The organism is Streptomyces sp. NPDC012637 (assembly GCF_042954805.1).
Taxonomy (GTDB): Bacteria; Actinomycetota; Actinomycetes; order Streptomycetales; family Streptomycetaceae; genus Streptomyces.
Map to the genome: position 1 here is coordinate 1,383,635 of NZ_JBIBDS010000001.1, position 23,265 is coordinate 1,406,899.

Sequence of the window (23,265 nt, forward strand, 5' to 3'; positions counted from 1 at the left end):
CATGACGGCCGGCCTCACTTGAGCCTGCTGGACGCGAGGATCGACACCAGGTGCAGCACGGTCTGCAGCAGCGCGATGCCGGCGAGCACGGCGACGCCGAGCCGGGAGAAGAACAGGTCGCCCCGGACCTGGTCGGCGATCGCCAGGACCAGGATCAGCAGGGAGGCCTCGATCCCCAGGATCAGCCGGTGGAACTTGAGCGCGGCGGCGGCCCGGCGGGCCAGCGCCATGCCGGAGGAGCGCGGCTCGGCGGCCGACTCCTTGACCGGCGCCATTCCGGCCTGGTGACGGGCGACGCCGACCAGGTCGGTCTCGGCCTTGATCAGGATGGCGCCGAGCGCGGCGAGGGTGCCGAGGAAGGCCCACAGCCAGTCGATCCGGCCGCCGCCCCACGGGTCGGCGGCGCGCAGGCCGAAGCCGACGAGCACGGCCGCGTCGCACAGGTACGCGCCGACCCGGTCCAGGTAGACGCCGGCGAGCGAGTACTGCTTCTTCCAGCGGGCCAGCTCGCCGTCGACGCAGTCGAGCAGCAGATAGCCCTGGACCGCGACCACGCCGAGCACGGCGCCCCAGATGCCGGGCACCAGCAGCGCGGGCGCGGCGAGGACGCCGGACAGCGTCATCAGGTAGGTCAGCTGGTTGGGCGTGACGCGGGTGGTCGCCAGGTGGCGGGTGATCCGCAGCGAGATCTCCCGCATGTACAGGCGCCCGCCCCAGTGTTCGCCGCTCCGCCGGTCCTTGACGCCCGGCGGGTGGACGACAGGTCGGAGTTCAGCTACCGATGGCTTTGGCATAGTCGGCGTACGCGTCCCTGATCTGGTCTGTGGACAGGTCGAGGTGTTCGAGGATGGTGAACCGGCCCGGACGGGTCTGCGGGGCGAACTCGACGGCCCGGACGAACTCGTCGACGGTGAAGCCCATCTCCTCCGGCAGCACGGGCAGGCCGTGCCGGCGCAGGGTCTCGACCATCTGCGCGGACTCCTCGCGGGCCCCGCGCAGGTGCATCGCGAAGGCCGCGCCGAGGCCGCACTGCTCGCCGTGGCTGGCCGCCCGGGTCGGGTAGAGCAGGTCGAAGGCGTGGCTGATCTCGTGGCAGGCGCCCGAGGACGGGCGGCTGTCGCCGCTGATCGACATGGCGATGCCGGACATCACCAGGCCCTCGGAGAGGGTGACGAGGAAGTCGTCGTCCCCGACGCCGCCGGGGTGGCGGAGGACCGCCTCGCCGGCGCTGCGCGCCATGGCGGCGGCCAGGCCGTCGACCTTCTCGCCGGTCTCGCGGTGGGAGAGCTCCCAGTCGGCGATGGCGGAGAGGTTGGAGATCGCGTCGCCGATGCCGGAGCGGACGAACCGGATCGGCGCGTCCCGGATCACGTCCAGGTCGATGACCAGCGCGATCGGGGTGGGCACACCGTAGGAGCCACGGCCGTTGTCGTTGTCCAGGGTGGAGATGGGCGAGCAGATCCCGTCGTGCGACAGGTTGGTGGCGATGGCCACCAGCGGCAGGCCCACCCGGGCCGCCGCGTACTTCGTCACGTCGATGATCTTGCCGCCGCCGAGCGCCACGACCGCGTCGTACCGCTTGCCGCGCATGGAATCGGCGAGCCGGACGGCCTCGTCGATGGTGCCGCCGCTGACCGGGTACCAGTCGGCGTCCGGCAGCTCGGGGGCGAAGCGGTCACGCAGCTTCAGGCCGGAGCCGCCGCTGATGGCGACGGCGATCCGGCCGTTGCTGGAGATCCGCTGGTCCGCGAGGAGCGCGGACAGGTCGTCCAGCGCTCCTCCGCGGATGTCGACGACGACCGGCGAGGGAATGAGCCGGGTCAGTACTGGCACGCGATGTCACGGCCCTTCGCGAGGTCGTCGTGGTTGTCGATCTCGACCCACTTGACGTCGCCGATGGGGGCCACGTCGACGGTGAAGCCGCGGTTGACCAGCTCCTGGTAGCCGTCCTCGTAGTACAGGTCGGGGTCGCGCTCGAAGGTGGCCTTCAGCGCGTCGGCCAGCTCCTCGGCGGCCTCGGCCTCGATCAGGGTGACGCCGATGTACTCGCCGGTGGCGTCGGCGGGGTCCATCAGCTTGGTGATCTTCTGGACGCCCTTGCCCTCGGCGGTGACGACCTTCATCTCCTCGTCGGCGAGGTTCTTCACCGTGTCGAGGGCGAGGATGATCTTCTGGCCGCTGCCGCGGGCGGCGAGCAGCGTCTTCTCGACGGAGACCGGGTGGACCGTGTCGCCGTTGGCGAGGATCACACCGCGCTTGAGGACCTCACGGGCGCACCACAGGGAGTAGGCGTTGTTCCACTCCTCGGCCTTGTCGTTGTCGATGAGGGTGAGCTGGATGCCGTACTTGGCCTCCAGGGCCTCCTTGCGCGCGTACACGGCCTCCTTGCGGTAGCCGACGACGATCGCGGCCTCGGTGAGGCCGACCTCGGCGAAGTTCTTCAGCGTGAGGTCGAGCACGGTGAGAGAACCGTCACCCGCCGGGTCCACGGGCACGAGGGCCTTCGGAAGCGTGTCGGTGTAGGGGCGCAGACGCCGTCCGGCACCGGCTGCCAGTACGAGGCCAATCATGCTGTCTCTCCTTCGTCATGTACGGCGGGTGCTCCGGAGGACACCCAGAAGCGGATGGACTCCACGAGCACCACGAGGCCCACGGCGACCGCGAGCGCGGTGAGGGCCGAGGTGAAGTCGTTGCCGCGGTTCGCCAGCAGGGCGGCGAGTACGGTCACCACGAGCGTGCGTCCCTCGTGGCCGCCGATGGTGCGCACCAGCCAGGCGGGCGGCGCGCCGGTGCCGCCGCGGATGCGGTACACCGTGTCGTAGTGATGGTAGGCGACCGCCGCGACCAGCCCGAATGCGGCGGGCAGGGCCTGCGCGGAGTCGGCCTTGGCGGCGAGCGCGAGCACGGTGACGTACTCGGCGGCGCGGAAGACGGGCGGGACGAGCCAGTCGAGGGCGCCCTTGAGCGGGCGGGCGACGGCAAGGCCCGCGGTCATCGCGTAGATCACGGCGACCGGGATCAGGCGGACGTCGCCGAACGGCAGGTACAGCGCGCCGCCGATCATCACGGCGGCGCCGAGCGCGGCGACGAAGAGGGGGCCGACGGCTCCGGCCCGCCCGCGCAGCAGCCGGGCCTGGAACTCGGCGAGCGGGCCCGAGTCGGCCAGGTCCGCCAGGGCCCGGCAGGCGCGCTCGGTGCGGGCCGCCCGGCGGGTGAGCGAGCGCAGCACGCGTCCCGCGGTGGTGTAGCAGGCGCCGAAGGCGCAGCCGACGATCAGCGCCCAGAACACGATCCGGGGGGTGGTGACGGCGGTGAGGACGGCGATCATCGCCCAGCGCTCGCCGATCGGCAGGATGATCATGCGCCGGGCCCACACGGTCCAGCCGACGCTGTCGAGCCTGCTGGAGAGGGCCGCGGTGGGGCTGGTGTTGGCGGTGGCGTCGTGGTTGGCCTCGTTGAAGGAGAAGTCCACGACGTGCCGGCAGGTCATCAGGACCATCGCGCCGAGCGCGAGGGCCCAGACGTCGTCGCCGTTCCGGGCGGCGCCGAGGGCCAGACCGGCGTAGAAGGCGTACTCCTTGGCCCGGTCGAAGGTGGCGTCGAGCCAGGCGCCCATCGTCGAGTACTTGAGCGCGTAGCGGGCGAGCTGCCCGTCGGTGCAGTCGAGGACGAAGGAGACCAGGAGCAGCACGCCCGCGGCGACGTACCCGGCGCGGTCGCCGGTGGCGGCGCAGCCGGCCGCGAGCAGCGCGGTGAGCAGCGAGGCGGTGGTGACCTGGTTGGGCGTGAGGCCCCGGCGCGCGCACCAGCGGGCGATGTAGCGCGAGTACGGGCTGATGAAGAAGGTGGTGAAGAAGCCGTCGTGGGCCTTCACGGCCGACTTCAGGCGTACGGCCTCGTCGTCGACGGCCTCGACGGCGGCACGGGCCTCGTGGCGGGCCTCGGGACCGTCGGGCACGGCGGCGACCAGCGTGCCGAGCTGCGGCCGGTGGACGGCGACGCCGTCGGCGTCGAGCGCGGCGGCGAGGGTGTCGGGGAGGTTGTCGACGACCGTGTGCGTCGCCCGGGCGGCGGGCGCGGCCTCGGCGGGCGCGTCGAGCGCGCGCGCGAGCGCGGGGCGGGCCTCGGGCCGGGCGGTGAGGGCGCCGGGGACCGCGGCGGCCGGGAAGCGGGGGTCGGTGAGCGCGAGCCGCAGGGCGTGGACGTGGCCGACGAAGCGGGGGTCCACGACGGCGACACGCTGTCCGGCGGGTACGGCGGCGAGCAGGGCGCCCGCCTCGTGCGGACCGGAGGCGACCTCGACGTCGAAGCCGAGGGACCGCAGATCGGCGTCGAGCGACGATCCGGGTACCGGCGGACCGGTGAGGATGGCGGTCGACAGGGCGAACTCACTCCTTGGAGCTGGCGGACGGGCCTGCGCGGCCCACGGCACGGCCCCGGGCGCGGTGTGTGCGGCCCGGCACCGGGCGGCGGCACGTCGGCTGAGGCTATCGGATGAACGGAAGCGCGAGTTCATCGAGGTTTCGCGGTGCGGACTCCCCCGGGCCCCCGCGCGTCCCCGCGAGTGCGCCCCGCCCCCGCGGAGATCATCATGGGTGATCGGCGGCCCGCCCTACAAACCGCGTCCGCGCGAGCTCCGGAAACCGCGTCCGCGCGAACTCCGGGCCGGCCGGAAGAACCGCAGGTCAGAGCATATGACAACGGTGTTCAGTACCGTGTTGCACATACCCCCCACCCGTAGTTCACTGGCTGATCGGGGCACAGAGACCGACATCACCGGGAGGCCTTGCATGGGGGCTGGACACGACCACGGGCACAGCCACGGCGGCCCGCCGCCGAGCGGTACCGCGGCCCTGGCGTACAGGAACCGGCTGCGGATCGCGCTCGGCATCACGCTCTCCGTGATGGTCGTCGAGATCGTCGGCGGCATCGCCGCCGACTCGCTGGCCCTGATCGCGGACGCCGCCCACATGGCGACCGACGCTGTCGGGCTCGCGATGGCCCTGCTCGCGATCCACTTCGCCAACCGGCCGCCCGCGGGCAACCGCACCTTCGGCTACGCGCGGGCCGAGATCCTCGCCGCGCTCGCCAACTGTGTGCTGCTGCTCGGCGTCGGCGGCTACGTCCTGTACGAGGCGGTCCAGCGGTTCCTGGAGCCGGCCGAGACCCGCGGCGGGCTCGCCATCGCCTTCGCCGCGATCGGTCTGGTCGCCAACATCGTCTCCCTGACGCTGCTGATGCGCGGCCAGAAGGAGAGCCTGAACGTGCGCGGCGCCTATCTGGAGGTGCTCGCCGACGCGCTCGGCTCGGTGACCGTGATCGTCTCCGCGGCCATCATCCTGGCCACCGGCTGGCAGTACGCGGACCCGATCGCCTCGATCGTGATCGGCCTGATGATCGTGCCGCGCACGGTGAAGCTGCTGCGGGAGACCCTGGACGTGCTCCTGGAGTCCGCCCCGAAGGGCGTCGACATGGCCGACGTACGGGCCCACATACTCGCCCTGCCGGGCGTCGAGGACGTCCACGACCTGCACGCCTGGACGATCACCTCGGGCATGCCGGTGCTCTCCGCGCACGTGGTCGTCGAGCCGGACGTGCTGGACTCGATCGGGCACGAGAAGATGCTGCACGACCTCCAGGGCTGCCTCGGCTCGCACTTCGACGTCGAGCACTGCACCTTCCAGCTCGAGCCGGCCGGTCACGCGGAGCACGAGGCCAAACTCTGCCTCTGAGGCCCGACCCGGCCTGCTAGCCTCGGAACGACGACTTGCCGGACCCGTTGTGGAGAGGAGCTGAGGTTGATGACCGTCGCGATGGAGGCCGCCCGTAGCGGCGCCGCCCGGTCCAGCCTCAGCTCCCGGGTCTCCGGCTGATCTGATCCCCGGTTCTTCCACCGGCACGTCATGACGTCGGCCGGGACCCCCTCACAAAGGGTTTCCCACGTTGTCCGACAACGACATCACCACCGACACCACCACCGCGCTCCACGACGCCTTCTTCGCCCTGCACCACGGTCTGCCGCGGCAGGGCCCCGGCTCCGACTCCACCACCCGGCGCCTGCTCTCCCTCGCGGGTCCGCTGCCCGAGCGGCCGCGCGTCCTCGACCTGGGCTGCGGTCCCGGCCGCTCCGCGCTGCTGCTCGCCGCCGAGGCGGGCGCCGACGTCACGGCGGTCGACCTGCACGAGCCGTTCCTGGCCGAGCTGCGGGCGGCGGCCGCCGCCCGCGGTCTGGCCGACCGGATCCGCACCCTGCGCGCCGACATGGGCGCGCTGGAGCAACTGGCCGACGGTTCCTTCGACCTGGTCTGGGCCGAGAGCTCGGTCTTCGTCCTCGGCTTCGACCGGGCGCTCGCCGAGTGGCGCAGGCTCCTCGCCCCCGGCGGCACCCTGGTGCTCACCGAGTGCGTCTGGAGCACCGAGGAGCCGGGCCCGGAGGCCCGGGCCTTCTGGGCGGACGCCTACCCGCTCCGTACGGTCGCCGGGAACACGGCGGCGGCCGTCGGGGCCGGCTACCACGTCCTCGGCACGTTCCCGCAGCCCGAGGGCGACTGGGACGAGTACTACGGCCCGCTCGCCCGTAACGCGGACGCGGCGGACACCTCGCTGCCCGGCATGGCCGAGGCGGTGGCCGGGGCCCGCGCCGAGATCGCCCTGCGCCGCGACCACGGCGGGGACTACGGCTACGCCGGTTACGTGCTGCGCCCCGCCGATCCCCGCTGGCCGACCCGTGAGGAGACCGCCGCCGACGTGGCCCGTGTGCGGGAGATCAACGCGGCGGCCTTCCCCACGCCCGAGGAGGCCGGTCTGGTGGACGCGCTGCGCGCGGACCCGGACGCGTGGCTGCCCGGCCTCTCGTACGTGGCGGAGGCTCCGGACGGCACGGTCGCCGCGTACGCGCTGATCACCCGGTGCCATGTGGACGGTGTCCCGGCGGCCGCCCTGGGACCGGTCGCGGTGGCGCCGGAGCACCAGCGGACGGGCGCCGGGCAGGCCGTCGTACGGGCGGTGCTCGACGCGGCGCGGCTGCGCGGGGAGCGGCTCGTGCTGGTGCTCGGCCATCCGGAGTACTACCCGCGGTTCGGATTCGTACGTGCGTCCGCGTACGGGATCAAGCCAGCCTTCGCGGTTCCGGACGAAGCCATGATGGCGCTCGGCCTGGACGGTTCCGGGCCCGTCACCAGGGGCACGATCTCGTATCCGGCGGCTTTCGGGGTCTGACGCGCCGGCCGCTCCCGCCGCGCCGGGTGTACTCCGGTGCGGTGGGAGCGGTCATGTCCGGCCGCCGAAGTACGGACAAGCCGGTTTTGTACGGCAGACTGAGGTGGCCCCTCAGGGCGAGGACCGAAGCGAAGGATGGGTATGCCGACCACATCAGCCACCGTGGCTCACAGCTCGTCGAACGGCGTGCGGCCGACCGAGGCCGAGGCGCCGATCATGCTCGAACTGGTCGACGAGGACGGCGTCACGATCGGTACGGCGGAGAAGCTCGCCGCGCACCAGGCGCCGGGGCAGCTGCACCGCGCGTTCTCGGTCTTCCTCTTCGACGAGACGGGACGGCTGCTGCTGCAGCAGCGCGCGCTGGGCAAGTACCACTCCCCCGGAGTGTGGTCCAACACCTGCTGCGGCCACCCCTACCCGGGCGAGGCGCCGTTCGCGGCCGCCGCCCGGCGCACCTTCGAGGAGCTGGGCGTGTCCCCCTCGCTGCTCGCGGAGGCCGGCACGGTCCGCTACAACCACCCGGACCCGGCCTCGGGTCTGGTGGAGCAGGAGTTCAACCACCTGTTCGTCGGCCTGGTGCAGGCGGGCCCGCGGCCGGATCCCGAGGAGGTCGGGGAGACCGCCTTCGTGACCGCGGCCGAACTCGCCGAGCGGCACGCGGCCGCGCCGTTCTCCGCCTGGTTCATGACGGTGCTCGACGCGGCGCGGCCGGCGATCAGGGAGCTGACGGGTCCGTCCGGGGGCTGGTGACCCCGGGCTCGGCCGGCGGTCCCGCGGGCCCCTGACTCGGTACGAACGGGTTCAGGGGCAGCGCCGCCCAGATGATCTTTCCGCCGCCCGCGGTGTGCTCGACGTCGCAGGCGCCGCCGGACTCGCGGGCGATCTCCCGGACGAGGAGCAGACCGCGACCGCCGGTCTGGCCCCAGTCGGCCTCCAGGGCCTTCGGACGGTAGGGATGGTTGTCCTCGACGGACACCCGTACCCATTCCGCCCCGATGGCCACCTCCACCGCTATCTCCGGGGAGAGCAGCGCGGCGTGCTTGACCGCGTTGGTGACCAGCTCGGAAACGATGAGAAGCAGTCCCTGCACGGTGTCGTCGTGGACCGGGACGCTCTGCCGGACCAGCAGGTCGCGGACGGCGTGCCGGGCCTGCGGCACCGAGACGTCGACCGCGGGAGCGGTGAACCGCCAGACCCCTTCGTAGGACGGTGGCCGGGCGGGGACGCTCCCGCGGCTCTCCATAGTCCGGCTCCCGCCCTCGTGCTCGATTGTCGCCACGGGTCGAGTCTTGGGAATCCCTTGGCACACCTCTGGCTACTGACCAGAAGTCGACACTTATCGACCGACTTCTGATCGGGTGAGTATGCCAACGTCAGTTGTTCGACTGCTCCTGATCCTCCGCTGACATCTTCGGAGGAGCGGCCGGCGGTGTGACCATATGCACGATACGACGGCCCCCCACCCCCATCGCGATCAGACCCAGACCGTCGAAGAGCAGCGCCAGCGAGAAGAACACCCCGATCACGTACCGGCTGCTGTCCGGCCAGTCGACGAGCACCAGGATGCCCAGCAGCAGCCCGAAGGCGCCCTGGACCAGGGTCCAGCCGAACTGCGGACCGCGCACCACCACGCTGCCCACCAGCCGGAACAGGCCGCCCGTCAGGAAGAGCAGCGCCGCGAACATCGTCAGCGCCTCCGCCGAGCCCTCCGGGTGCCGGATGACGACCACCCCGGCCGCGATGTTCAGCGCCGCGACCACCACCGCGAGCCAGAAGTAGCTGGATCCGCGCGACTCGACGGCATGCAGCAGACCGACGATCCCGCCGATCAGCAGCAGCCAGCCGAACAGCAGCATCGAGGTGAGGGTGGCCACGCCGGTGTACACCAGGCCGACGATCCCGCCGAGGACCAGCAGGATCCCGAGCGCGGTGAGCCAGCCGAAGCTGCGGCGGAGCTTCTTCCTTTCACGGCGCAGTGCGTTGCGCTCGTCCCCCGTCAGGTGCTCCGGGGGCAGGTCCTCGCGGGCCATGGGCGTCTCCTCCTCGCACCCCCTTCCCGATCGTACGTACGGGGTCCCCGGATAGCATCCGGCGCATGGAGCCGCAGCTGACCGTGAGCGTCGTCGACGAGGTCGCGACCGTCGTCATCGCCAACCCCGCCAAGCGCAACGCCATGACCGCCGGCATGTGGAGGTCCCTGCCGGGGCTGCTCGCCCCGCTGGCCGCCGACCCGGCGGTGCGCGCCCTGGTGCTCACCGGCGCGGGCGACACCTTCTGCGCCGGCGCCGACATCTCGACGCTGCGCGAACCGGGTGACGAGCAGCAGGCCCTCGCCGTGCGCGCCGAGGAAGCGCTGGCCGCCTTCCCCAAGCCGACCCTGGCCGCCGTGCGCGGCTGGTGCGTCGGCGGCGGCAGCCAGCTCGCGGCCGCCTGCGACCTGCGGTTCGCCGAGGAGGGCGCGCGCTTCGGGGTGACGCCGGCGAAGCTCGGCATCGTCTACCCGGCCTCCTCCACCCGCCGGCTCACCGCCCTCGTCGGCCCCTCGGCCGCCAAGTACCTCCTGTTCTCCGGCGAGTTCATCGACACCGAGCGGGCGCTGCGCACCGGTCTGGTCGACGAGGTGCACCCGGCCGGCGGACTCGACAAGCGGGTCGCCGAGTTCACCCGTACGCTCGTCTCCCGCTCGCTGCTCACCCAGGCCGCCGCCAAGGAGTTCGCCGACGGCCGCGCAGGCCGGGAGGAGCACTGGGCGGAGCAGGCGCGCGGCAGCGGCGACACCGCGGAGGGTGTCGCCGCCTTCCTGGAGGGCCGCACGGCCCGGTTCACCTACGGACGCTGAGCCGCTGCTACGACTCCTGGACGAGGACCTTCTCGGCCTGGCCGCGCCAGTGGGCGACGATCTCGGCCGGGGCCTTCTCGGGCGAGCCCGCGTCGTACGGCGGCTGCGGGTCGTACTCGGTGAGCAGCTGGACGGTCTGCGCGGTCGCGTCGCCGGCGATCCGGCCGAGCAGGTGCAGGGCCATGTCGATGCCGGAGGAGACACCGGCGGCCGTGACGTACTTGCCGTCGAAGACCACCCGCTCCCCCGTCGGCTCGGCACCGAGCACCGTGAGCTCGTCGAGGGCCAGCCAGTGACAGGTGGCGCGGCGGCCGTCGAGCAGCCCGGCGCCGCCCAGCACCAGCGAGCCGGTGCACACCGAGGTGGTCCAGGTGCTGGTCGCGTCGGCGGTGCGCAGCCAGGCGAGGAGCTCCGGGTCGTGCATCGCCTCGCGGGAGCCGGGGCCGCCTGGGACGAGCACGATGTCGGGTCGCGGCACGTCCGCGAGGGCCTTGTCGGCGACGAGCGCGAGGCTGCCCTGGTCGCCCCGGACGGGGCCGGGCTCCTTGGCGACGAAGACGGTCTCGGCGCCGGGCAGCCGGGCGAGGAGCTCGTAGGGGCCCACGGCGTCGAGTGCGGTGAAGCGGTCGTAGAGCAGGACGGCGATCTGCATTGCTGGTGGTCCCTCTCGGTTGACGAACGTGTCAGTTGACGGGTGCGTGGAAACGGCGGCGGTAGTCGGCGGGCGCGGTGCCGAGCGCCTTCACGAAGGCACGGCGCATGGCCTCCGGGGTGCCGTACCCGGAGGCCCGGGCCACCTCCTGGACCCCGTCCGTGGAGTCCTCCAGGAGCCGGCGGGCGTGTTCGAGCCGTACGCGGTCGACGTAGCGGCCCGGGGTCGTGCCGGTCTCCGCGAGGAAGGCCCGGGCGAAGTGCCGCGGCGAGAGCCGGGCTCGGGCGGCGAGCGCCTCGACGGAGAGGTCGCCGTCCGGGTGCTCGGTGATCCAGGTCTGGAGGTCCCGGAGCGGTTCCCGGCGGGCGGTCTGCGCGGCGAGCTGGGCGCTGAACTGGGCCTGGTTGCCCGGGCGGCGCAGGAAGACGACGAGGTGGCGGGCGACGCTGAGGGCGACCTCGCGGCCCAGGTCCTCCTCGACGAGGGCGAGCGCGAGGTCGATCCCGGCGGTGACGCCGGCGGAGGTGGAGACGCGGCCGTCCCGTACGAAGATCGGGTCGGGGTCGACGTCGACCTCCGGATAGCAGCGGGCGAGGTGGTCGCAGGCGACCCAGTGCGTGGTCGCACGGTGGCCGTCGAGCAGCCCGGCCTCGGCGAGCAGCAGGGCCCCGGTGCAGACCGAGACCAGCCGTTCGGCCTGCGGGGCGTACCGGCGCAGCCAGTCGACGAGCGCCGGGTCGGGCCTCCGGGTGCCCTCGCCGCCGGGGACGAGCAGGGTGTGCGGAGGCCCGTCGGCGACGGCTTCCGCGAGCGAGGTGTCCGGGAGCAGCCGCAGTCCGCTGTGGCTGCGGACCGGGCCGCCGTCGAGCGAGGCCGTACGGATCGGATAACCGGCCCGACGGCCGCCGGAGCACCGGGCTCCGGCGGAGCGTGAGGCGGAGGGAGCGGACTCGCCCGGACCCGAGGCACCGACGGCGCGTGAGGCACCGGCGAACACCTCGACCGGGCCGGTGACATCGAGGCTCTGCACGTCGTCGAAGAGGACGACCAGGACGGGTCGCTGCGTCATGCCTCCATCCTTCGCGCCCCCGCCGGGCGTCCGCAATGACGAACACCCCACCTTTCCTGCCATGGCCGCGGACGTCACACGCCCCGGGATTCCCACCGTACCGACCGGTAGGTAAGGTGCCGCTCCATGACGACTCTGCCGCCCCGCGCCGCCCGCCGCTGCGCCCACCCGGTCAACCTGCTGCACGCGACCCTGTTCTTCTCCCCCGACCTGGACGTGGTGTTCAAGGAGCTGGGCTTCGAGGACGGCAGCGCGATCCGGCTGGCGGCGCGCAGCGCCCCGCTCGGCGCCGTGGGCGCCGGAACCGTCGCCGCGACCTTCTACAACTACAACCACGGCTTCCTCGCCCGGCACCTGCCGGCCGTCTGGGAGACCGCCTCCCCCGCCGAGGTCCTCGACGCCCGGCTGCGGGCCATGGACACCACCCTGCGCCGGCTGCTCGGCGAGGACGCCGTCGCCTCCCCGGAGATGGCCGAGGCCGCCGACCTCGCGATGCGCGCCGCCGAGGCCTGCACCCGGCACGCCCGCCCGCTGTACTCGGGCAACGCCGACCTGCCCGTGCCGGACGCCGCGCACCTGCGGCTCTGGCACGCCACGACGCTGCTGCGCGAGCACCGCGGCGACGGCCACGTCGTGGCGCTGCTCAGCGCGGGCCTCGACCCGGTGGAGGCGCTCGCCAGCCACACCGCGACCGGCAAGGGCATGTCCCCGCGCTGGGTCCTCGGTACCCGCGGCTGGGGCCGCGCCGACTGGGAAGGCGCCGTGGAGCGGCTGCGGGGACGCGGGCTGCTCGACGCGGAAGGCGAGCTCACCGAGGCGGGCGCGGCCCTGCGCGAGTCCCTGGAGGAGGCGACGGACCGCCTGGACGCCGCGCCGTACGAGCACCTCGGAGCCGAGGGAACCGCCAGGCTGACCGAGCTGACGAAGGGCTTCCTGGTGGCGGCGGTGGGCGCGGGCGCGTTCCCGGCGGACCTCACCGGCAAGGTCTGAGGCACGCGGGGACGAGGCCGGGGCGGGTCGGTTGCCGCGTACGGGTGATCGACCCGGCAGAATGCATCCGCAAGCTTGAGGCACGAGAAGGCGGGTCGGACATCGTGACGACGTCCATCGAGGCAAGGATCGCCGAGGAACTCGGCGTACGCGAGCGACAGGTGAAGGCGGCCGTCGAACTGCTCGACGGCGGTTCGACCGTGCCGTTCATCGCGCGCTACCGCAAGGAAGCGACCGAGATGCTCGACGACGCGCAGCTGCGCACCCTGGAGGAGCGGCTGCGGTATCTGCGCGAGCTGGAGGACCGGCGGACCGCCGTCCTCGACTCGGTGCGCGAGCAGGGCAAGCTGACGCCCGAACTGGAGGCGCAGATCCGGGCCGCCGACACCAAGGCACGCCTGGAGGACATCTACCTGCCCTTCAAGCCGAAGCGGCGGACCAAGGCGCAGATCGCCCGCGAGGCCGGTCTCGAACCGCTGGCGGAGGGGCTGCTCGGCGACCCGTCGGTGGAACCGCTCGCCGCCGCGGCCGCGTTCGTCGACGCCGACAAGGGCGTCGCGGACCCGGCGGCGGCCCTGGAGGGCGCCCGGGCCATCCTCACCGAGCGGTTCTCGGAGGACGCCGACCTGATCGGCGAGCTGCGCGAGCGCATGTGGGGCCGGGGCCGGCTGGTCGCCAGGGTCCGGGAGGGCAAGGAGGAGGCGGGCGCGAAGTTCGCCGACTACTTCGACTTCGCCGAGCCGTTCACGGCGCTGCCCTCGCACCGGATCCTCGCGATGCTCCGCGGCGAGAAGGAGGACGTGCTCACCCTGGAGCTGGAGCCGGAGGAGCCCTCCGACACCACCGCGGCGGCCGGGGCGACCTCCTCGTACGAGCCGATCGTGGCGGCCCGCTTCGGCGTGGCCGACCGGGGCAGGCCCGGCGACAAGTGGCTCCTGGACACGGTCCGCTGGGCCTGGCGCACCCGCATCCTGGTCCACCTGGGCATCGACCTGCGGCTGCGGCTGCGCACCGCCGCCGAGGACGAGGCCGTACGGGTCTTCGCGGCCAACCTGCGGGACCTGCTGCTCGCGGCCCCGGCCGGCACCCGGGCGACGCTGGGCCTCGACCCGGGCTTCCGTACCGGAGTGAAGGTCGCGGTCGTCGACGCGACCGGCAAGGTCGTCGCCACCGACACGATCTACCCGCACGTCCCGGCGAACAAGTGGGACGAGTCGCTGGCGAAGCTGGCCCGGCTCGCGAAGGAGCACGCGGTCGAGCTGGTCGCCATCGGCAACGGCACCGCGTCGCGCGAGACCGACAAGCTCGCCGGTGAACTCATCGCCAGGCACCCGGAGCTGAAGCTGACGAAGGTGATGGTGTCCGAGGCCGGCGCCTCGGTCTACTCCGCCTCCGCCTTCGCCTCGCAGGAACTCCCGGACCTGGACGTGTCGTTGCGCGGCGCGGTGTCGATCGCGCGACGGCTGCAGGACCCGCTCGCCGAGCTGGTGAAGATCGACCCGAAGTCCATCGGCGTCGGCCAGTACCAGCACGACCTGTCCGAGGTGAAGCTCTCCCGCTCCCTCGACGCGGTCGTCGAGGACTGTGTGAACGGCGTCGGCGTCGACGTCAACACGGCCTCCGCGCCGCTCCTTTCGCGCGTGTCCGGGATCGGGGCGGGCCTCGCCGAGAACATCGTGGCCCACCGCGACGCCAACGGCCCCTTCCGCTCCCGCCGCGCCCTGAAGGACGTGGCGCGGCTCGGCCCCAAGGCGTACGAGCAGTGCGCGGGCTTCCTGCGCATCCGCGGCGGCGAGGACCCGCTGGACGCGTCGGCGGTGCACCCTGAGGCGTACCCGGTGGTGCGCCGCATGGTGAAGACGGCGGGCGGCGAGGTCGCGGCTCTGATCGGCAACACCGGCGTGCTGCGCTCGCTGCGCGCGGACGACTTCGTCGACGAGACCTTCGGCCTGCCGACGGTCACCGACATCCTGAAGGAGCTGGAGAAGCCGGGCCGCGACCCCCGTCCGGCGTTCCGTACGGCCACCTTCAAGGAGGGCGTCGAGAAGATCGGCGACCTGTCCTCCGGGATGGTCCTCGAAGGCGTCGTCACGAATGTCGCCGCGTTCGGCGCCTTCGTCGACATCGGCGTCCACCAGGACGGCCTGGTGCACGTCTCGGCGATGTCGAAGACCTTCGTCAAGGACCCGCGTGACGTGGTGAAGCCGGGCGACGTGGTCAAGGTGAAGGTCCTGGACGTCGACATCCCGCGCAAGCGGATCTCGCTGACGCTGCGCCTCGACGACGAGGCGGCGGCCTCCGGCTCGGAGCCGGGTGCGCCGAAGCGCGCCGATCGCGGCGACCGGAACGGCCGGGGCGGCCGCCCGCCGCAGCAGCGCCGTGGCGGCGGCGGTGCTGCCGGTGGCGGCGACCGCAACCGCGACCGGACCCAGGCCCCTGCGCCCTCGAACAGCGCCATGGCCGACGCCCTTCGCAAGGCGGGCCTGCTGAACGAGGGCGGCTCGGGCGACCGCGGCCGCCGCGGGAAGCGCTGACGGCGGCCGGTCCGCCGGGACCGCCACCGCCGGCCCGGCCGGGGCCCGCCGGGGCCGACGCGCTGCCGTGGCAGCGGTCGCCCCGGCGGGCCGTCACGGGTGGGCTTCCGGTCAGCCCGCCGCGCGGTAGGCCTCGGTCAGCCTGGCGACCGCGCCCACCGCGTCACCACTCAGCAGCAGATGGTCCGCGTCGGCGAACGGCTTCGCCGACGCCTCCGCGATGTCCTGCCCGATGCGGTCCTGGACGATCAGCCGGGCCCGGCCGACGAGGTGCCGGGCCGCGGCCGAGTCCCCGCGGCCGGCCTTCTGGAGGACCCGGGCGGCCAGGCCGATCGCCCGCAGGGCGGGCTCCCCGCCCCGCGGTGTGCCGCGGAGCGTGGTCAGGCCCCAGCCGTACGGGAACTGGGGGTCGTAGCGCGCGTCGCCGACGTTCAGCGGCAGCTGGTCCTCCGCCCTCGGCCAGCTGACCGGCAGCTGTCCGGTGAAGGGCTCGCGGCCGTACAGGACGTCGGCCACGCCGTCGCCCTCCGTGCCGGGCAGCCACGACGCCACCAGGGCGTCGATCGCGGGCAGCCGGTCCCCGATGAGCTGGGGACGGCCGGAGACGACGAGGACCGCGCACGGCATGGCGGCGCAGACCCGGTCGACGGCCGCCTTGTCGGCCGCGCCCAGTTCCAGGTCGTGCCCGTTGCCGACGTCGCCCACGCCCTCCGCGTACGGCGTCTCGCCGACCACGACCACGCCGACGGCGTGTCCCGCCGTGGGCGCGGAGGCGTCCTTGGAGTAGGTGACCGTCGTCCCCGGTTCGACGGAGTTCCGCATGGCCTCAAGGATCGTGGTGCCGGTCGTCGTCCGGCCCGGGGCGCCCTGCCAGGTGACGGTCCAGCCGCCTGCCTGGTTGCCGAGGTCGTCCGCGTTCGAGCCCGCCACGTACACGTTCTGGGCCGGCTTGAGCGGCAGCACGCCGCCCGCGTTCTTCAGCAGCACCTGCGAGGCGGCCACCGCCTTCCGTGCCACCGCGCGGTGCTCCGCCGAGCCGACGGAGGCCAGGTGGGTGGTGTCCGCGTAGGGCTTCTCGAAGAGGCCCAGGCGGAACTTCTGCGTGAGGATCCGGGCGACCGCGTCGTCGATCCGGGCGGTGGGGACGCGGCCCGCCTGCGTCTCGGCGACGAGGGTCCGCGTGAACTCCTGGTAGTTCGTCGGAACCATGATCATGTCGAGGCCGGCGTTGACCGAGGTGCGCACGTCGCTCGGGTAGTCCCCGGGGATCTGGTCGATGGCCTGCCAGTCGCTGATGACGAAGCCCTCGAAGCCCATCCGGTCCTTGAGCACACCGTTGATCATCTCGGCGTTGGCGTGCATCTTCACGGGGCCCTGGTCGTCACCGAGGACGTCGAGCGAGGAGTACGAGGGCATGACGGTGCCCACGCCGTGCCGCACGGACTCGGCGAACGGCGCGAGGTGGACGGCCTCCAGCTCCTGACGGGTGACCCGGGTGACGCCCTGGTCGATCGTGTACGAGCCGGTGGTCGACGAGCCGAAGGCCGTACCGCCGTCACCGACGAAGTGCTTGGCGGTGGTCAGCACCTTGTCGTCGCGGTCGAGGTCCCGGCCGTCCGCCGCGCCCTGCATCCCCTCGATCACGGTCTCCATGGCGGTGACGAGCGCCGGGTCCTCGCCGAAGGACTCGTAGGAGCGGCCCCAGCGTTCGTCCCGGGTCACGCACAGGCAGGGGGCGAAGTCCCAGGGCACGCCCGTGGCCCGGACCTCCTTGGCCGTGACGGCGCCGGTGCGGGCGGCGAGACCGGGGTCGCGCGTGGCTCCGAGGCCGATGTTGTGCGGCATGATCGTCGAACCGACGACGTTGTTGTGCCCGTGCACGGCGTCCACGCCGTAGACGAGCGGGATCTGCAGCCGGGTGGCACGGGTGCGCAGCTGGTACGCGTCGACCATCCGCGTCCACGCCTCGGGGGTGTTGGGCGTCGGGACCGAGCCGCCGCCGGAGAGCAGGGAGCCGAGGTGGAAGCCGGCGATGTCGCCGGGCGAGCGCAGGGCGTTGCGCTCGGCCTGGGTCATCTGGCCGGCCTTCTCCTGCAGGGTCATCCGCGAGAGCAGGTCCGCGACCCGCTTCCGCACCGGCAGCCGCGTGTCCAGGTACGGCAGTCCGTGTGCGTTCACCGCGACGACCGGGGTCTCCTCGGGCGCCTTCGCGCCCTGGACCGTCAGCTTCACCGGGATCGTCTCGGCCTCCTCGCCGGTCCGGTCCTTCAGCGTCCGCACGGCGATGGACCGCGTCGTCCCCGAGGGCGTCCCGGCGGGGAAGACGACGGTGCCGCTGACCGGCTCGTAGTCCGTGCCGGGCGTCGCCGGACCGCCGTCGTCCGTCGTGTACGCGACCGTGACCGGCTCACCGGTCGGCCGGGCGGCCGTCGTGGCGACCGAGACGTCGATCCGGGCGGTGCCGCCCTCGTCCACGGGGTGCACCACCCGGCCCGTCACGACCCGGGTGTTCTGGACCGGGTCGGCCTTGCCGTACAGCTCGACGCCGTCGAGGGCGAAGCGGCCCGGCGCACCCGTGGGCAGCGTGAGCGCGTAGCCCCACATCCGGTCGAGGCCGAGGACCTGGTCGATGCCGCCGACGGGCTGGTAGTCCGCGCGGTAGCGGAACTCGGAGAAGGGGATCTCGACGAGGTGCCAGCCCTCCCAGTCGTCGGTGAAGGAGGTCGTCCAGAGCTCGGACGCCTCGCCGTTCGCTCCGCCGTCCTTGATCTCGAAGTTGATCCGCTTGCCGGAGCCGGGCGGCAGCGGGGCGGTGTTCTGGCCGTACCACCAGAACCGGATGCCCTTGTGCGCGGTCCAGTCCCGTGCCGGCTCGGCGAAGGCGAAGTCGTGGGTGAAACCGCCCCAGCCGCTGATGTCGTAGCGGCCCTCGAGGACCTTGGCGCCCTCGGGGGCGTCGGCGCGCTCGGCGAGGGTGAGCGCGGGGTGGTCGTCCGTGTCGCTGCCCCAGGTGAACAGGCCCTCGGCGGGCGGCCCGGCGAACGGGACCTCGCCCTCGAAGCGGTCGACGGCGCGGGGCGCGGGGTCGTCCTCGGCGGCCGGGGCGGCGGCGCTGGGCACCGCGCCGGCGAGCAGCCCGCCGAGGACGGTGGTGGCGAGGGCGACGGCGAGCGTCATGACGCTCGTCCTTCTTCGATGACGCGGGTGCGGGTGCGGCATGCGGTCTCCTGTGGAGAGGGCGAAGAGGGGTGGATCGGGAGGTGGCACCTACCGGTTCTCGGCCGGGCTCGGCAGGAGGGCGCCGGTCACGAGGGCGGCGAGGCGGCGTCGGCGCGGGCGCGCGCGGCGGGCGCCGGCCGAGGGACGCTCGTTTGCAATGCACCTGACAGACCCTTCGACGGGGGTCACCTGCTCCCACGAGACGGCAAGGCTTTCTTCAAGCTGTGAAGTTATGGAGGCGCCCGATTCCCGTCAACCCCTCCTGCGTACAACTCCCGAACACACCAGGCGGGTTGAGGCCGGATTTGACGCAAGGTCTTGTCGACCCGGTCCGGACCATGGCAGCCTTCGTTGCCGTCCACGGCACCCTCCCCCCACTGTCGGCGGTGACAACGATGTCCGCACCTCCCTCTCGACGATCACGCCTGCTCCTCGCCCTCGGCCTCGGATGCGCCACGCTGGCCGCCCTGGTGAGCCCCGCGGCGCAGACCGCCGCGGCCGTGCCGACGTCGCCGTCCGGCGACGTCGCCGTCCAGGCCACCACGTTCAGCGACGAGTTCAACGCCCCGGCGGGCACTCCGGTCGACGGCTCCAAGTGGAACCTGGAGACCGGGGACAACGTGAACAACCACGAGCGGCAGTACTACACCAACTCGACCCGAAACGCCGTGCACGACGGCCAGGGCAACCTGGTGATCACCGCACGGCGGGAGAACCCCGGCAACTACAACTGCTGGTACGGCCGTTGCGAGTACACCTCGGCCCGGCTCAACACGGCCGGCAGGTTCACCCAGACGTACGGCACCTTCGAGGCCCGCCTGAAGATGTCACGCGGCCAGGGCATGTGGCCCGCGTTCTGGCTGCTCGGCAACGACATCGGCAGCGTCGGCTGGCCGCAGAGCGGCGAGATCGACGTCATGGAGAACGTCGGCTTCGAGCCGAACACCGTGCACGGCACCATCCACGGCCCGGGCTACTCGGGCTCCGGAGGCATCGGCGCCGGCTATTCGATCGGCTCGCCCTTCGCGGACGGTTTCCACACCTTCCGTCTCGAGTGGGCGCCGGACAAGCTGGTGTGGAAGGTCGACGGCGTCACCTACCAGACCAGGACCCCGGCCGATCTCGGCGGCCGCCAGTGGGTGTTCGACCACCCGTTCTTCCTCATCCTCAACCTCGCCGTCGGCGGCTACTGGCCGGGCGACCCCGACGGCAGCACGCCGATGCCGAACACCCTGACCGTCGACTACGTGCGGGTCACCGACGCCCAGCCGGCCCCGCCGTCCGGCGGCGGACCGATCACCGGCCTCGGCGGCAAGTGCGTCGACGTGGCCGGGGCCGACCCCGCCAACGGCACGCCGGTACAGCTCTACGACTGCAACGGCACCGCGGCCCAGAAGTGGACCGTGTACGGCGACGGCTCGATCCGCGCGCTCGGCAAGTGCCTGGACGTCACGGCCGGTTCGACGGCGGACGGGGCAAAGCTCCAGCTGTACGACTGCAACGGCACCGGCGCCCAGAAATGGCGCGTCGAAGCGGCCCGGGACATCGTGAACGTCGCCGCGGACAAGTGTCTCGACGTCCCGAACAGCAACACGGCCAACGGCACCCGGCTGCAGATCTGGACCTGCAACGGCACAGCGGCCCAGAAGTGGACGGTGGGCTGAGTCCTCGGACGCGCCTCCGGCCCCCGGATGCCCGGTCACGGACCCCGGGTGCCCGGTCACGGACGTCCGGTCCCGCGACTCTCGTCCCGGAACGCGGGACCGGACCGCGCGAGGGCCCGGTCGACGGCGGTCGACCGGGCCCTCACCGGCTCGCGCGTGTCACGGCACGAAGCGCAGGGCCCAGTCGGCGCGGTTGGCCACCGAGAGGTCGTCGTCCTCGGTGAGGGGGCGGAGCAGGCGCTGGGCGGTGTTCGGGTCGGCCTGGACGAGGTCGACGATCTCGGCGGCCAGGCCGTCCTGGTCGTCGCCCAGGTCGACGGCCGAGGCCCGGACGAGGACCGGGAGCCGTTCCGTACCGCCGAGGGCGGCGACGACACCGCCGAGGAGCTCGCGGGCGTAGGAGTTGCGGTCGGCGACCGCCCGGTCGAGTTCGGCTTCGAGGCGCGGGAGCAGGTCGCGGTCGCCCGTCGCCGCGATCTCGTCGGCGAGGTCGATCGTCTCGTCGACGTCGGCCTCGAGGTCGTCCAGCATCTCGATGAGCCGGGTCACACGGTCGTCGGTCATGGTGCCTCCTGGAATGCGCCGTCCACGAGGACGGGTACCACGGCGGACGCGTCGATCTCGGCGGCCACCTCCACGTCCTGCGGATAGCCGTACGCGTACAGTTCACGGCCCGAGTCGCAGCCGTGCAAGGCGGCGACCGGGTCCTCCGTGGCCGCCCACAGCGTGGCCGCCGCGGTCGCCTCGGGACTCAGGGTGGCTGCGCCCGCCTCGCGCAGGGCGGCCAGGACCGCGCCGGCCCCCAGCAGGTCCTCCAGGGCGGGGCGCAGGGAGCCGTCGGGCCAACGCTCGCCGGAGGCGATCACCGCGACGGGGCGGTCGGCGGTTCCGTAGCCGTGCTGGGCGAGCCAGTGGGCGACGGCGGTGCCGTTGCGCAGTGAGGCGGCCACGACGGCCGTCCGCCCGGCCGCGGCCTCCGCCGCGATGGTGGAGCCGTTCGGCGAGGGCAGCACGAGCCGCTCGGGCGCGGGCGCGGCGCGCAGGGCCGCCGGTGAGAGCGACCACGGGTGCGCCGCGGTTGCCTCGCTCCGGCCGACGGCGAGGGCCGCGCCCTTCTCCCGCGCGTACGCCACGGCGCTCTCGTCCCGCCAGCGGTACGGGAGGACGGCGGTGCCCGCCTCGACGGCGACGCCGACGGCGGTCGTGAACGACAGCACGTCCAGGACGACCACGCAGGCCGCGACGGGGAGCAGGGCACGGGCCTCGACCGGTCCCCAGCCGAAGGAGACGGCGGCCGTGGGGGAAGCGGGCACACCGAAGGCCGTGCCGGAGGGCATGCCTGAGGGCGCGCCGGAGGGCGCGCCGGAGGGCGCGCCTGGCTCGGCGGGCATCAGAGCTCGGTGACCTTTCCGTCCGCGACCTCGACGCGCCGGGTCGTCCGGACGGCGTCCAGCATGCGTCGGTCGTGGGTGACGAGCAGCAGCGTGCCGTCGTACGAGTCGAGGGCCGACTCCAGCTGCTCGATCGCCGGCAGGTCGAGGTGGTTGGTCGGCTCGTCGAGGACGAGCAGGTTCACTCCCCGGCCCTGGAGCAGGGCCAGCGCGGCCCGGGTGCGCTCGCCGGGCGAGAGCGTGGTGGCGGGCCGCAGCACGTGGTCGGCCTTGAGGCCGAACTTGGCGAGCAGGGTGCGCACCTCCGCCGGCTCGGTCTCGGGCACGGCGGCGCAGAAGGCTTCGAGCAGGGACTCGGTGCCGTGGAACAGCTTGCGGGCCTGGTCGACCTCGCCGACGAGGACACCGGGGCCGAGGGCCGCGTCGCCCGCGTCCAGCGGCAGCCGGCCGAGCAGCGCGGCGAGCAGGGTGGACTTGCCGGCTCCGTTGGCGCCGGTGATGGCGACCCGGTCGGCCCAGTCGATCTGGAGCGTGACGGGCCCGAAGGTGAAGTCGCCGCGGCGCACCTCGGCCTCGCGCAGGGTCGCCACGACGGCGCCGGAGCGCGGCGCGGCGGCGATCTCCATGCGCAGCTCCCACTCCTTGCGGGGCTCCTCGACGACGTCCAGGCGCTCGATCATGCGCTGGGTCTGGCGGGCCTTCGCCGCCTGCTTCTCGCTGGACTCGCCGCGCAGCTTCTTCCCGATCTTGTCGTTGTCGGTGGCCTTGCGGCGGGCGTTGCGGACGCCCTTGTCCATCCAGTTTCGCTGCATGAGGGCGCGCGCTTCGAGGGAGGCCTTCTTGTCGGCGTACTCCTCGTAGTCCTCGCGGGCGTGGCGGCGGGAGGTGGCCCGCTCCTCCAGGTAGGCCTCGTAACCGCCGCCGTAGAGGGTGATCTGCTGCTGGGCCAGGTCGAGTTCGAGGACCTTGGTGACGGTTCTGGTGAGGAACTCGCGGTCGTGGCTGATGACGACGGTGCCGGCGCGCAGGCCCTTCACGAAGGCCTCCAGACGCTCCAGGCCTTCGAGGTCGAGGTCGTTCGTGGGCTCGTCGAGGAGGAAGACGTCGTAGCGGGAGAGGAGCAGCGAGGCGAGTCCGGCGCGGGCGGCCTGGCCGCCGGAGAGGCCGGTCATCGGCTGGTCGAGGCCGACGGTGAGGCCGAGGGAGTCCGCGACCTCCTCGGCACGCTCGTCGAGGTCGGCGCCGCCGAGGTCGAGCCAGCGCTCCAGGCTGACGGCGTACGCGTCGTCGGCGCCGGGCGCGCCGTCGACGAGGCCCTGGGTGGCCTCGTCCATCGCGGCCTGGGCGGCGGCGACGCCGGTGCGGCGGGCCAGGAACTCCCGCACGGTCTCGCCCTCGCGCCGCTCCGGCTCCTGCGGGAGGTGGCCGACGGCGGCGGTGGGCGGCGAGAGCCGCAGCTCCCCGTCCTCGGGCGTCTCGAGGCCCGCGAGCAGCCTGAGCAGCGTGGACTTGCCGGCGCCGTTGACACCGACGAGGCCGATCACGTCTCCGGGGGCCACGACGAGGTCGAGCCCGGAGAAGAGGGAGCGTTCGCCGTGGCCGGCGGCGAGGTTCTTGGCGACGAGAGTGGCAGTCATCAGGGCACGAATCCTACGTGCCGGCCACGGGGACGTGGGGGCGCGTGTACGG

Annotated in this window: 19 protein-coding genes; 7 read left to right on the forward strand and 12 right to left on the reverse strand. The window is 73.1% G+C overall.

Going from position 1 to position 23,265, the window contains the following annotated elements:
• Positions 1–14 precede the first annotated feature (14 nt).
• Genes ACFY8W_RS06265 through ACFY8W_RS06280 form a run of 4 tightly spaced genes read right to left on the reverse strand, consistent with a single transcriptional unit; the run spans position 15 to position 4,381 of the window.
• Positions 15–794, reverse strand: coding sequence for a CDP-alcohol phosphatidyltransferase family protein (locus tag ACFY8W_RS06265; RefSeq protein WP_391100876.1), 780 nt, complete (start codon positions 792–794; stop codon positions 15–17).
• The gene (locus ACFY8W_RS06270; RefSeq protein ID WP_391100878.1) at positions 772–1,833 is read right to left on the reverse strand and encodes an iron-containing alcohol dehydrogenase; all 1,062 of its coding nucleotides are present in this window, start codon (positions 1,831–1,833) and stop codon (positions 772–774) included. Before ACFY8W_RS06270 ends, ACFY8W_RS06265 begins: the two co-directional genes overlap by 23 nt.
• Positions 1,821–2,570, reverse strand: coding sequence for a sugar phosphate nucleotidyltransferase (locus ACFY8W_RS06275; RefSeq protein ID WP_391100881.1), 750 nt, complete (start codon positions 2,568–2,570; stop codon positions 1,821–1,823). The genes ACFY8W_RS06270 and ACFY8W_RS06275 overlap by 13 nt, the downstream gene beginning before the upstream one ends.
• The gene (locus ACFY8W_RS06280) at positions 2,567–4,381 is read right to left on the reverse strand and encodes a DUF5941 domain-containing protein (RefSeq protein ID WP_391101745.1); all 1,815 of its coding nucleotides are present in this window, start codon (positions 4,379–4,381) and stop codon (positions 2,567–2,569) included. The genes ACFY8W_RS06275 and ACFY8W_RS06280 overlap by 4 nt, the downstream gene beginning before the upstream one ends.
• Before the next feature lie 409 nt (positions 4,382–4,790).
• On the opposite strand from ACFY8W_RS06280, the gene ACFY8W_RS06285 reads away from it, so the two are divergent.
• The 3 genes from ACFY8W_RS06285 to idi all read left to right on the forward strand — a co-directional run bounded on the left by ACFY8W_RS06285 (position 4,791) and on the right by idi (position 7,968).
• Complete coding sequence (locus tag ACFY8W_RS06285) at positions 4,791–5,732, forward strand: cation diffusion facilitator family transporter (RefSeq protein WP_391100883.1); 942 nt, start codon at positions 4,791–4,793, stop codon at positions 5,730–5,732.
• Positions 5,733–5,958: 226 nt separating this feature from the next.
• A complete protein-coding gene (locus ACFY8W_RS06290) occupies positions 5,959–7,218 on the forward strand; it encodes a GNAT family N-acetyltransferase (RefSeq protein WP_391101747.1) in 1,260 nt (419 codons plus the stop codon).
• 141 nt (positions 7,219–7,359) lie between these two features.
• Complete coding sequence (gene idi / locus ACFY8W_RS06295; RefSeq protein ID WP_391100885.1) at positions 7,360–7,968, forward strand: isopentenyl-diphosphate Delta-isomerase; 609 nt, start codon at positions 7,360–7,362, stop codon at positions 7,966–7,968.
• Here the strand turns inward: idi and ACFY8W_RS06300 are convergent.
• Positions 7,934–8,461, reverse strand: coding sequence for an ATP-binding protein (locus tag ACFY8W_RS06300; protein WP_391100887.1), 528 nt, complete (start codon positions 8,459–8,461; stop codon positions 7,934–7,936). The two genes, idi and ACFY8W_RS06300, sit on opposite strands and share 35 nt — an antisense overlap.
• 130 nt (positions 8,462–8,591) lie before the next feature.
• Positions 8,592–9,248 (reverse strand): DUF308 domain-containing protein, encoded by a 657-nt coding sequence (locus tag ACFY8W_RS06305; RefSeq protein ID WP_391100889.1) that lies wholly within the window; start codon positions 9,246–9,248, stop codon positions 8,592–8,594.
• A gap of 65 nt (positions 9,249–9,313) precedes the next feature.
• Here ACFY8W_RS06305 and ACFY8W_RS06310 point away from each other — a divergent pair, with 65 nt between their 5' ends.
• Entirely contained in the window at positions 9,314–10,057 is a 744-nt protein-coding gene (locus ACFY8W_RS06310) for an enoyl-CoA hydratase-related protein (protein ID WP_391100892.1), read from the forward strand.
• A gap of 7 nt (positions 10,058–10,064) precedes the next feature.
• Here ACFY8W_RS06310 and ACFY8W_RS06315 read toward each other — a convergent pair whose 3' ends face one another.
• Together ACFY8W_RS06315 and ACFY8W_RS06320 are read right to left on the reverse strand one after the other, a co-directional pair.
• Complete coding sequence (locus ACFY8W_RS06315) at positions 10,065–10,709, reverse strand: DJ-1/PfpI family protein (protein WP_391100894.1); 645 nt, start codon at positions 10,707–10,709, stop codon at positions 10,065–10,067.
• A gap of 31 nt (positions 10,710–10,740) precedes the next feature.
• The gene (locus ACFY8W_RS06320) at positions 10,741–11,778 is read right to left on the reverse strand and encodes a DJ-1/PfpI family protein (RefSeq protein ID WP_391100897.1); all 1,038 of its coding nucleotides are present in this window, start codon (positions 11,776–11,778) and stop codon (positions 10,741–10,743) included.
• A gap of 126 nt (positions 11,779–11,904) precedes the next feature.
• Here ACFY8W_RS06320 and ACFY8W_RS06325 point away from each other — a divergent pair, with 126 nt between their 5' ends.
• Positions 11,905–12,768: a hypothetical protein gene (locus ACFY8W_RS06325; RefSeq protein ID WP_391100899.1), complete on the forward strand. Its 864-nt coding sequence runs from the start codon at positions 11,905–11,907 to the stop codon at positions 12,766–12,768.
• Positions 12,769–12,872: 104 nt separating this feature from the next.
• Positions 12,873–15,302, forward strand: coding sequence for a helix-hairpin-helix domain-containing protein (locus ACFY8W_RS06330; protein WP_391100901.1), 2,430 nt, complete (start codon positions 12,873–12,875; stop codon positions 15,300–15,302).
• Positions 15,303–15,413: 111 nt separating this feature from the next.
• Here ACFY8W_RS06330 and ACFY8W_RS06335 read toward each other — a convergent pair whose 3' ends face one another.
• A complete protein-coding gene (locus tag ACFY8W_RS06335; protein ID WP_391100903.1) occupies positions 15,414–18,521 on the reverse strand; it encodes a glycoside hydrolase family 3 N-terminal domain-containing protein in 3,108 nt (1,035 codons plus the stop codon).
• Between the two features lie 395 nt (positions 18,522–18,916).
• Here ACFY8W_RS06335 and ACFY8W_RS06340 point away from each other — a divergent pair, with 395 nt between their 5' ends.
• Positions 18,917–20,185 carry a ricin-type beta-trefoil lectin domain protein gene (locus ACFY8W_RS06340; RefSeq protein ID WP_391100905.1) on the forward strand — a complete coding sequence of 423 codons (1,269 nt, stop codon included), beginning with the start codon at positions 18,917–18,919 and terminating at the stop codon, positions 20,183–20,185.
• Positions 20,186–20,344: 159 nt separating this feature from the next.
• Here the strand turns inward: ACFY8W_RS06340 and ACFY8W_RS06345 are convergent, their stop codons facing one another.
• Genes ACFY8W_RS06345 through abc-f form a run of 3 tightly spaced genes read right to left on the reverse strand, consistent with a single transcriptional unit; the run spans position 20,345 to position 23,213 of the window.
• A complete protein-coding gene (locus tag ACFY8W_RS06345; protein ID WP_391100908.1) occupies positions 20,345–20,749 on the reverse strand; it encodes a hypothetical protein in 405 nt (134 codons plus the stop codon).
• Positions 20,746–21,576: a 2-phosphosulfolactate phosphatase gene (locus ACFY8W_RS06350; protein WP_391100911.1), complete on the reverse strand. Its 831-nt coding sequence runs from the start codon at positions 21,574–21,576 to the stop codon at positions 20,746–20,748. The genes ACFY8W_RS06345 and ACFY8W_RS06350 overlap by 4 nt, the downstream gene beginning before the upstream one ends.
• Positions 21,576–23,213: a ribosomal protection-like ABC-F family protein gene (gene abc-f, locus ACFY8W_RS06355; RefSeq protein ID WP_391100914.1), complete on the reverse strand. Its 1,638-nt coding sequence runs from the start codon at positions 23,211–23,213 to the stop codon at positions 21,576–21,578. Before abc-f ends, ACFY8W_RS06350 begins: the two co-directional genes overlap by 1 nt.
• Positions 23,214–23,265 lie beyond the last annotated feature (52 nt).

What these genes read in the sequence shown, in the direction of transcription:
- idi (WP_391100885.1), top strand. Translation starts at nt 7,360, where the DNA reads ATGCCGACCACATCAGCCACCGTGGCTCACAGCTCGTCGAACGGCGTG.
- ACFY8W_RS06340 (WP_391100905.1), top strand. Translation starts at nt 18,917, where the DNA reads ATGTCCGCACCTCCCTCTCGACGATCACGCCTGCTCCTCGCCCTCGGC.
- ACFY8W_RS06350 (WP_391100911.1), bottom strand. Translation starts at nt 21,576, where the DNA reads ATGCCCGCCGAGCCAGGCGCGCCCTCCGGCGCGCCCTCCGGCGCGCCC.
- ACFY8W_RS06325 (WP_391100899.1), top strand. Translation starts at nt 11,905, where the DNA reads ATGACGACTCTGCCGCCCCGCGCCGCCCGCCGCTGCGCCCACCCGGTC.
- ACFY8W_RS06305 (WP_391100889.1), bottom strand. Translation starts at nt 9,248, where the DNA reads ATGGCCCGCGAGGACCTGCCCCCGGAGCACCTGACGGGGGACGAGCGC.
- ACFY8W_RS06300 (WP_391100887.1), bottom strand. Translation starts at nt 8,461, where the DNA reads ATGGAGAGCCGCGGGAGCGTCCCCGCCCGGCCACCGTCCTACGAAGGG.
- ACFY8W_RS06320 (WP_391100897.1), bottom strand. Translation starts at nt 11,778, where the DNA reads ATGACGCAGCGACCCGTCCTGGTCGTCCTCTTCGACGACGTGCAGAGC.
- abc-f (WP_391100914.1), bottom strand. Translation starts at nt 23,213, where the DNA reads ATGACTGCCACTCTCGTCGCCAAGAACCTCGCCGCCGGCCACGGCGAA.
- ACFY8W_RS06265 (WP_391100876.1), bottom strand. Translation starts at nt 794, where the DNA reads ATGCCAAAGCCATCGGTAGCTGAACTCCGACCTGTCGTCCACCCGCCG.
- ACFY8W_RS06345 (WP_391100908.1), bottom strand. Translation starts at nt 20,749, where the DNA reads ATGACCGACGACCGTGTGACCCGGCTCATCGAGATGCTGGACGACCTC.
- ACFY8W_RS06335 (WP_391100903.1), bottom strand. Translation starts at nt 18,521, where the DNA reads ATGCCGCACCCGCACCCGCGTCATCGAAGAAGGACGAGCGTCATGACG.
- ACFY8W_RS06310 (WP_391100892.1), top strand. Translation starts at nt 9,314, where the DNA reads ATGGAGCCGCAGCTGACCGTGAGCGTCGTCGACGAGGTCGCGACCGTC.
- ACFY8W_RS06315 (WP_391100894.1), bottom strand. Translation starts at nt 10,709, where the DNA reads ATGCAGATCGCCGTCCTGCTCTACGACCGCTTCACCGCACTCGACGCC.
- ACFY8W_RS06275 (WP_391100881.1), bottom strand. Translation starts at nt 2,570, where the DNA reads ATGATTGGCCTCGTACTGGCAGCCGGTGCCGGACGGCGTCTGCGCCCC.
- ACFY8W_RS06285 (WP_391100883.1), top strand. Translation starts at nt 4,791, where the DNA reads ATGGGGGCTGGACACGACCACGGGCACAGCCACGGCGGCCCGCCGCCG.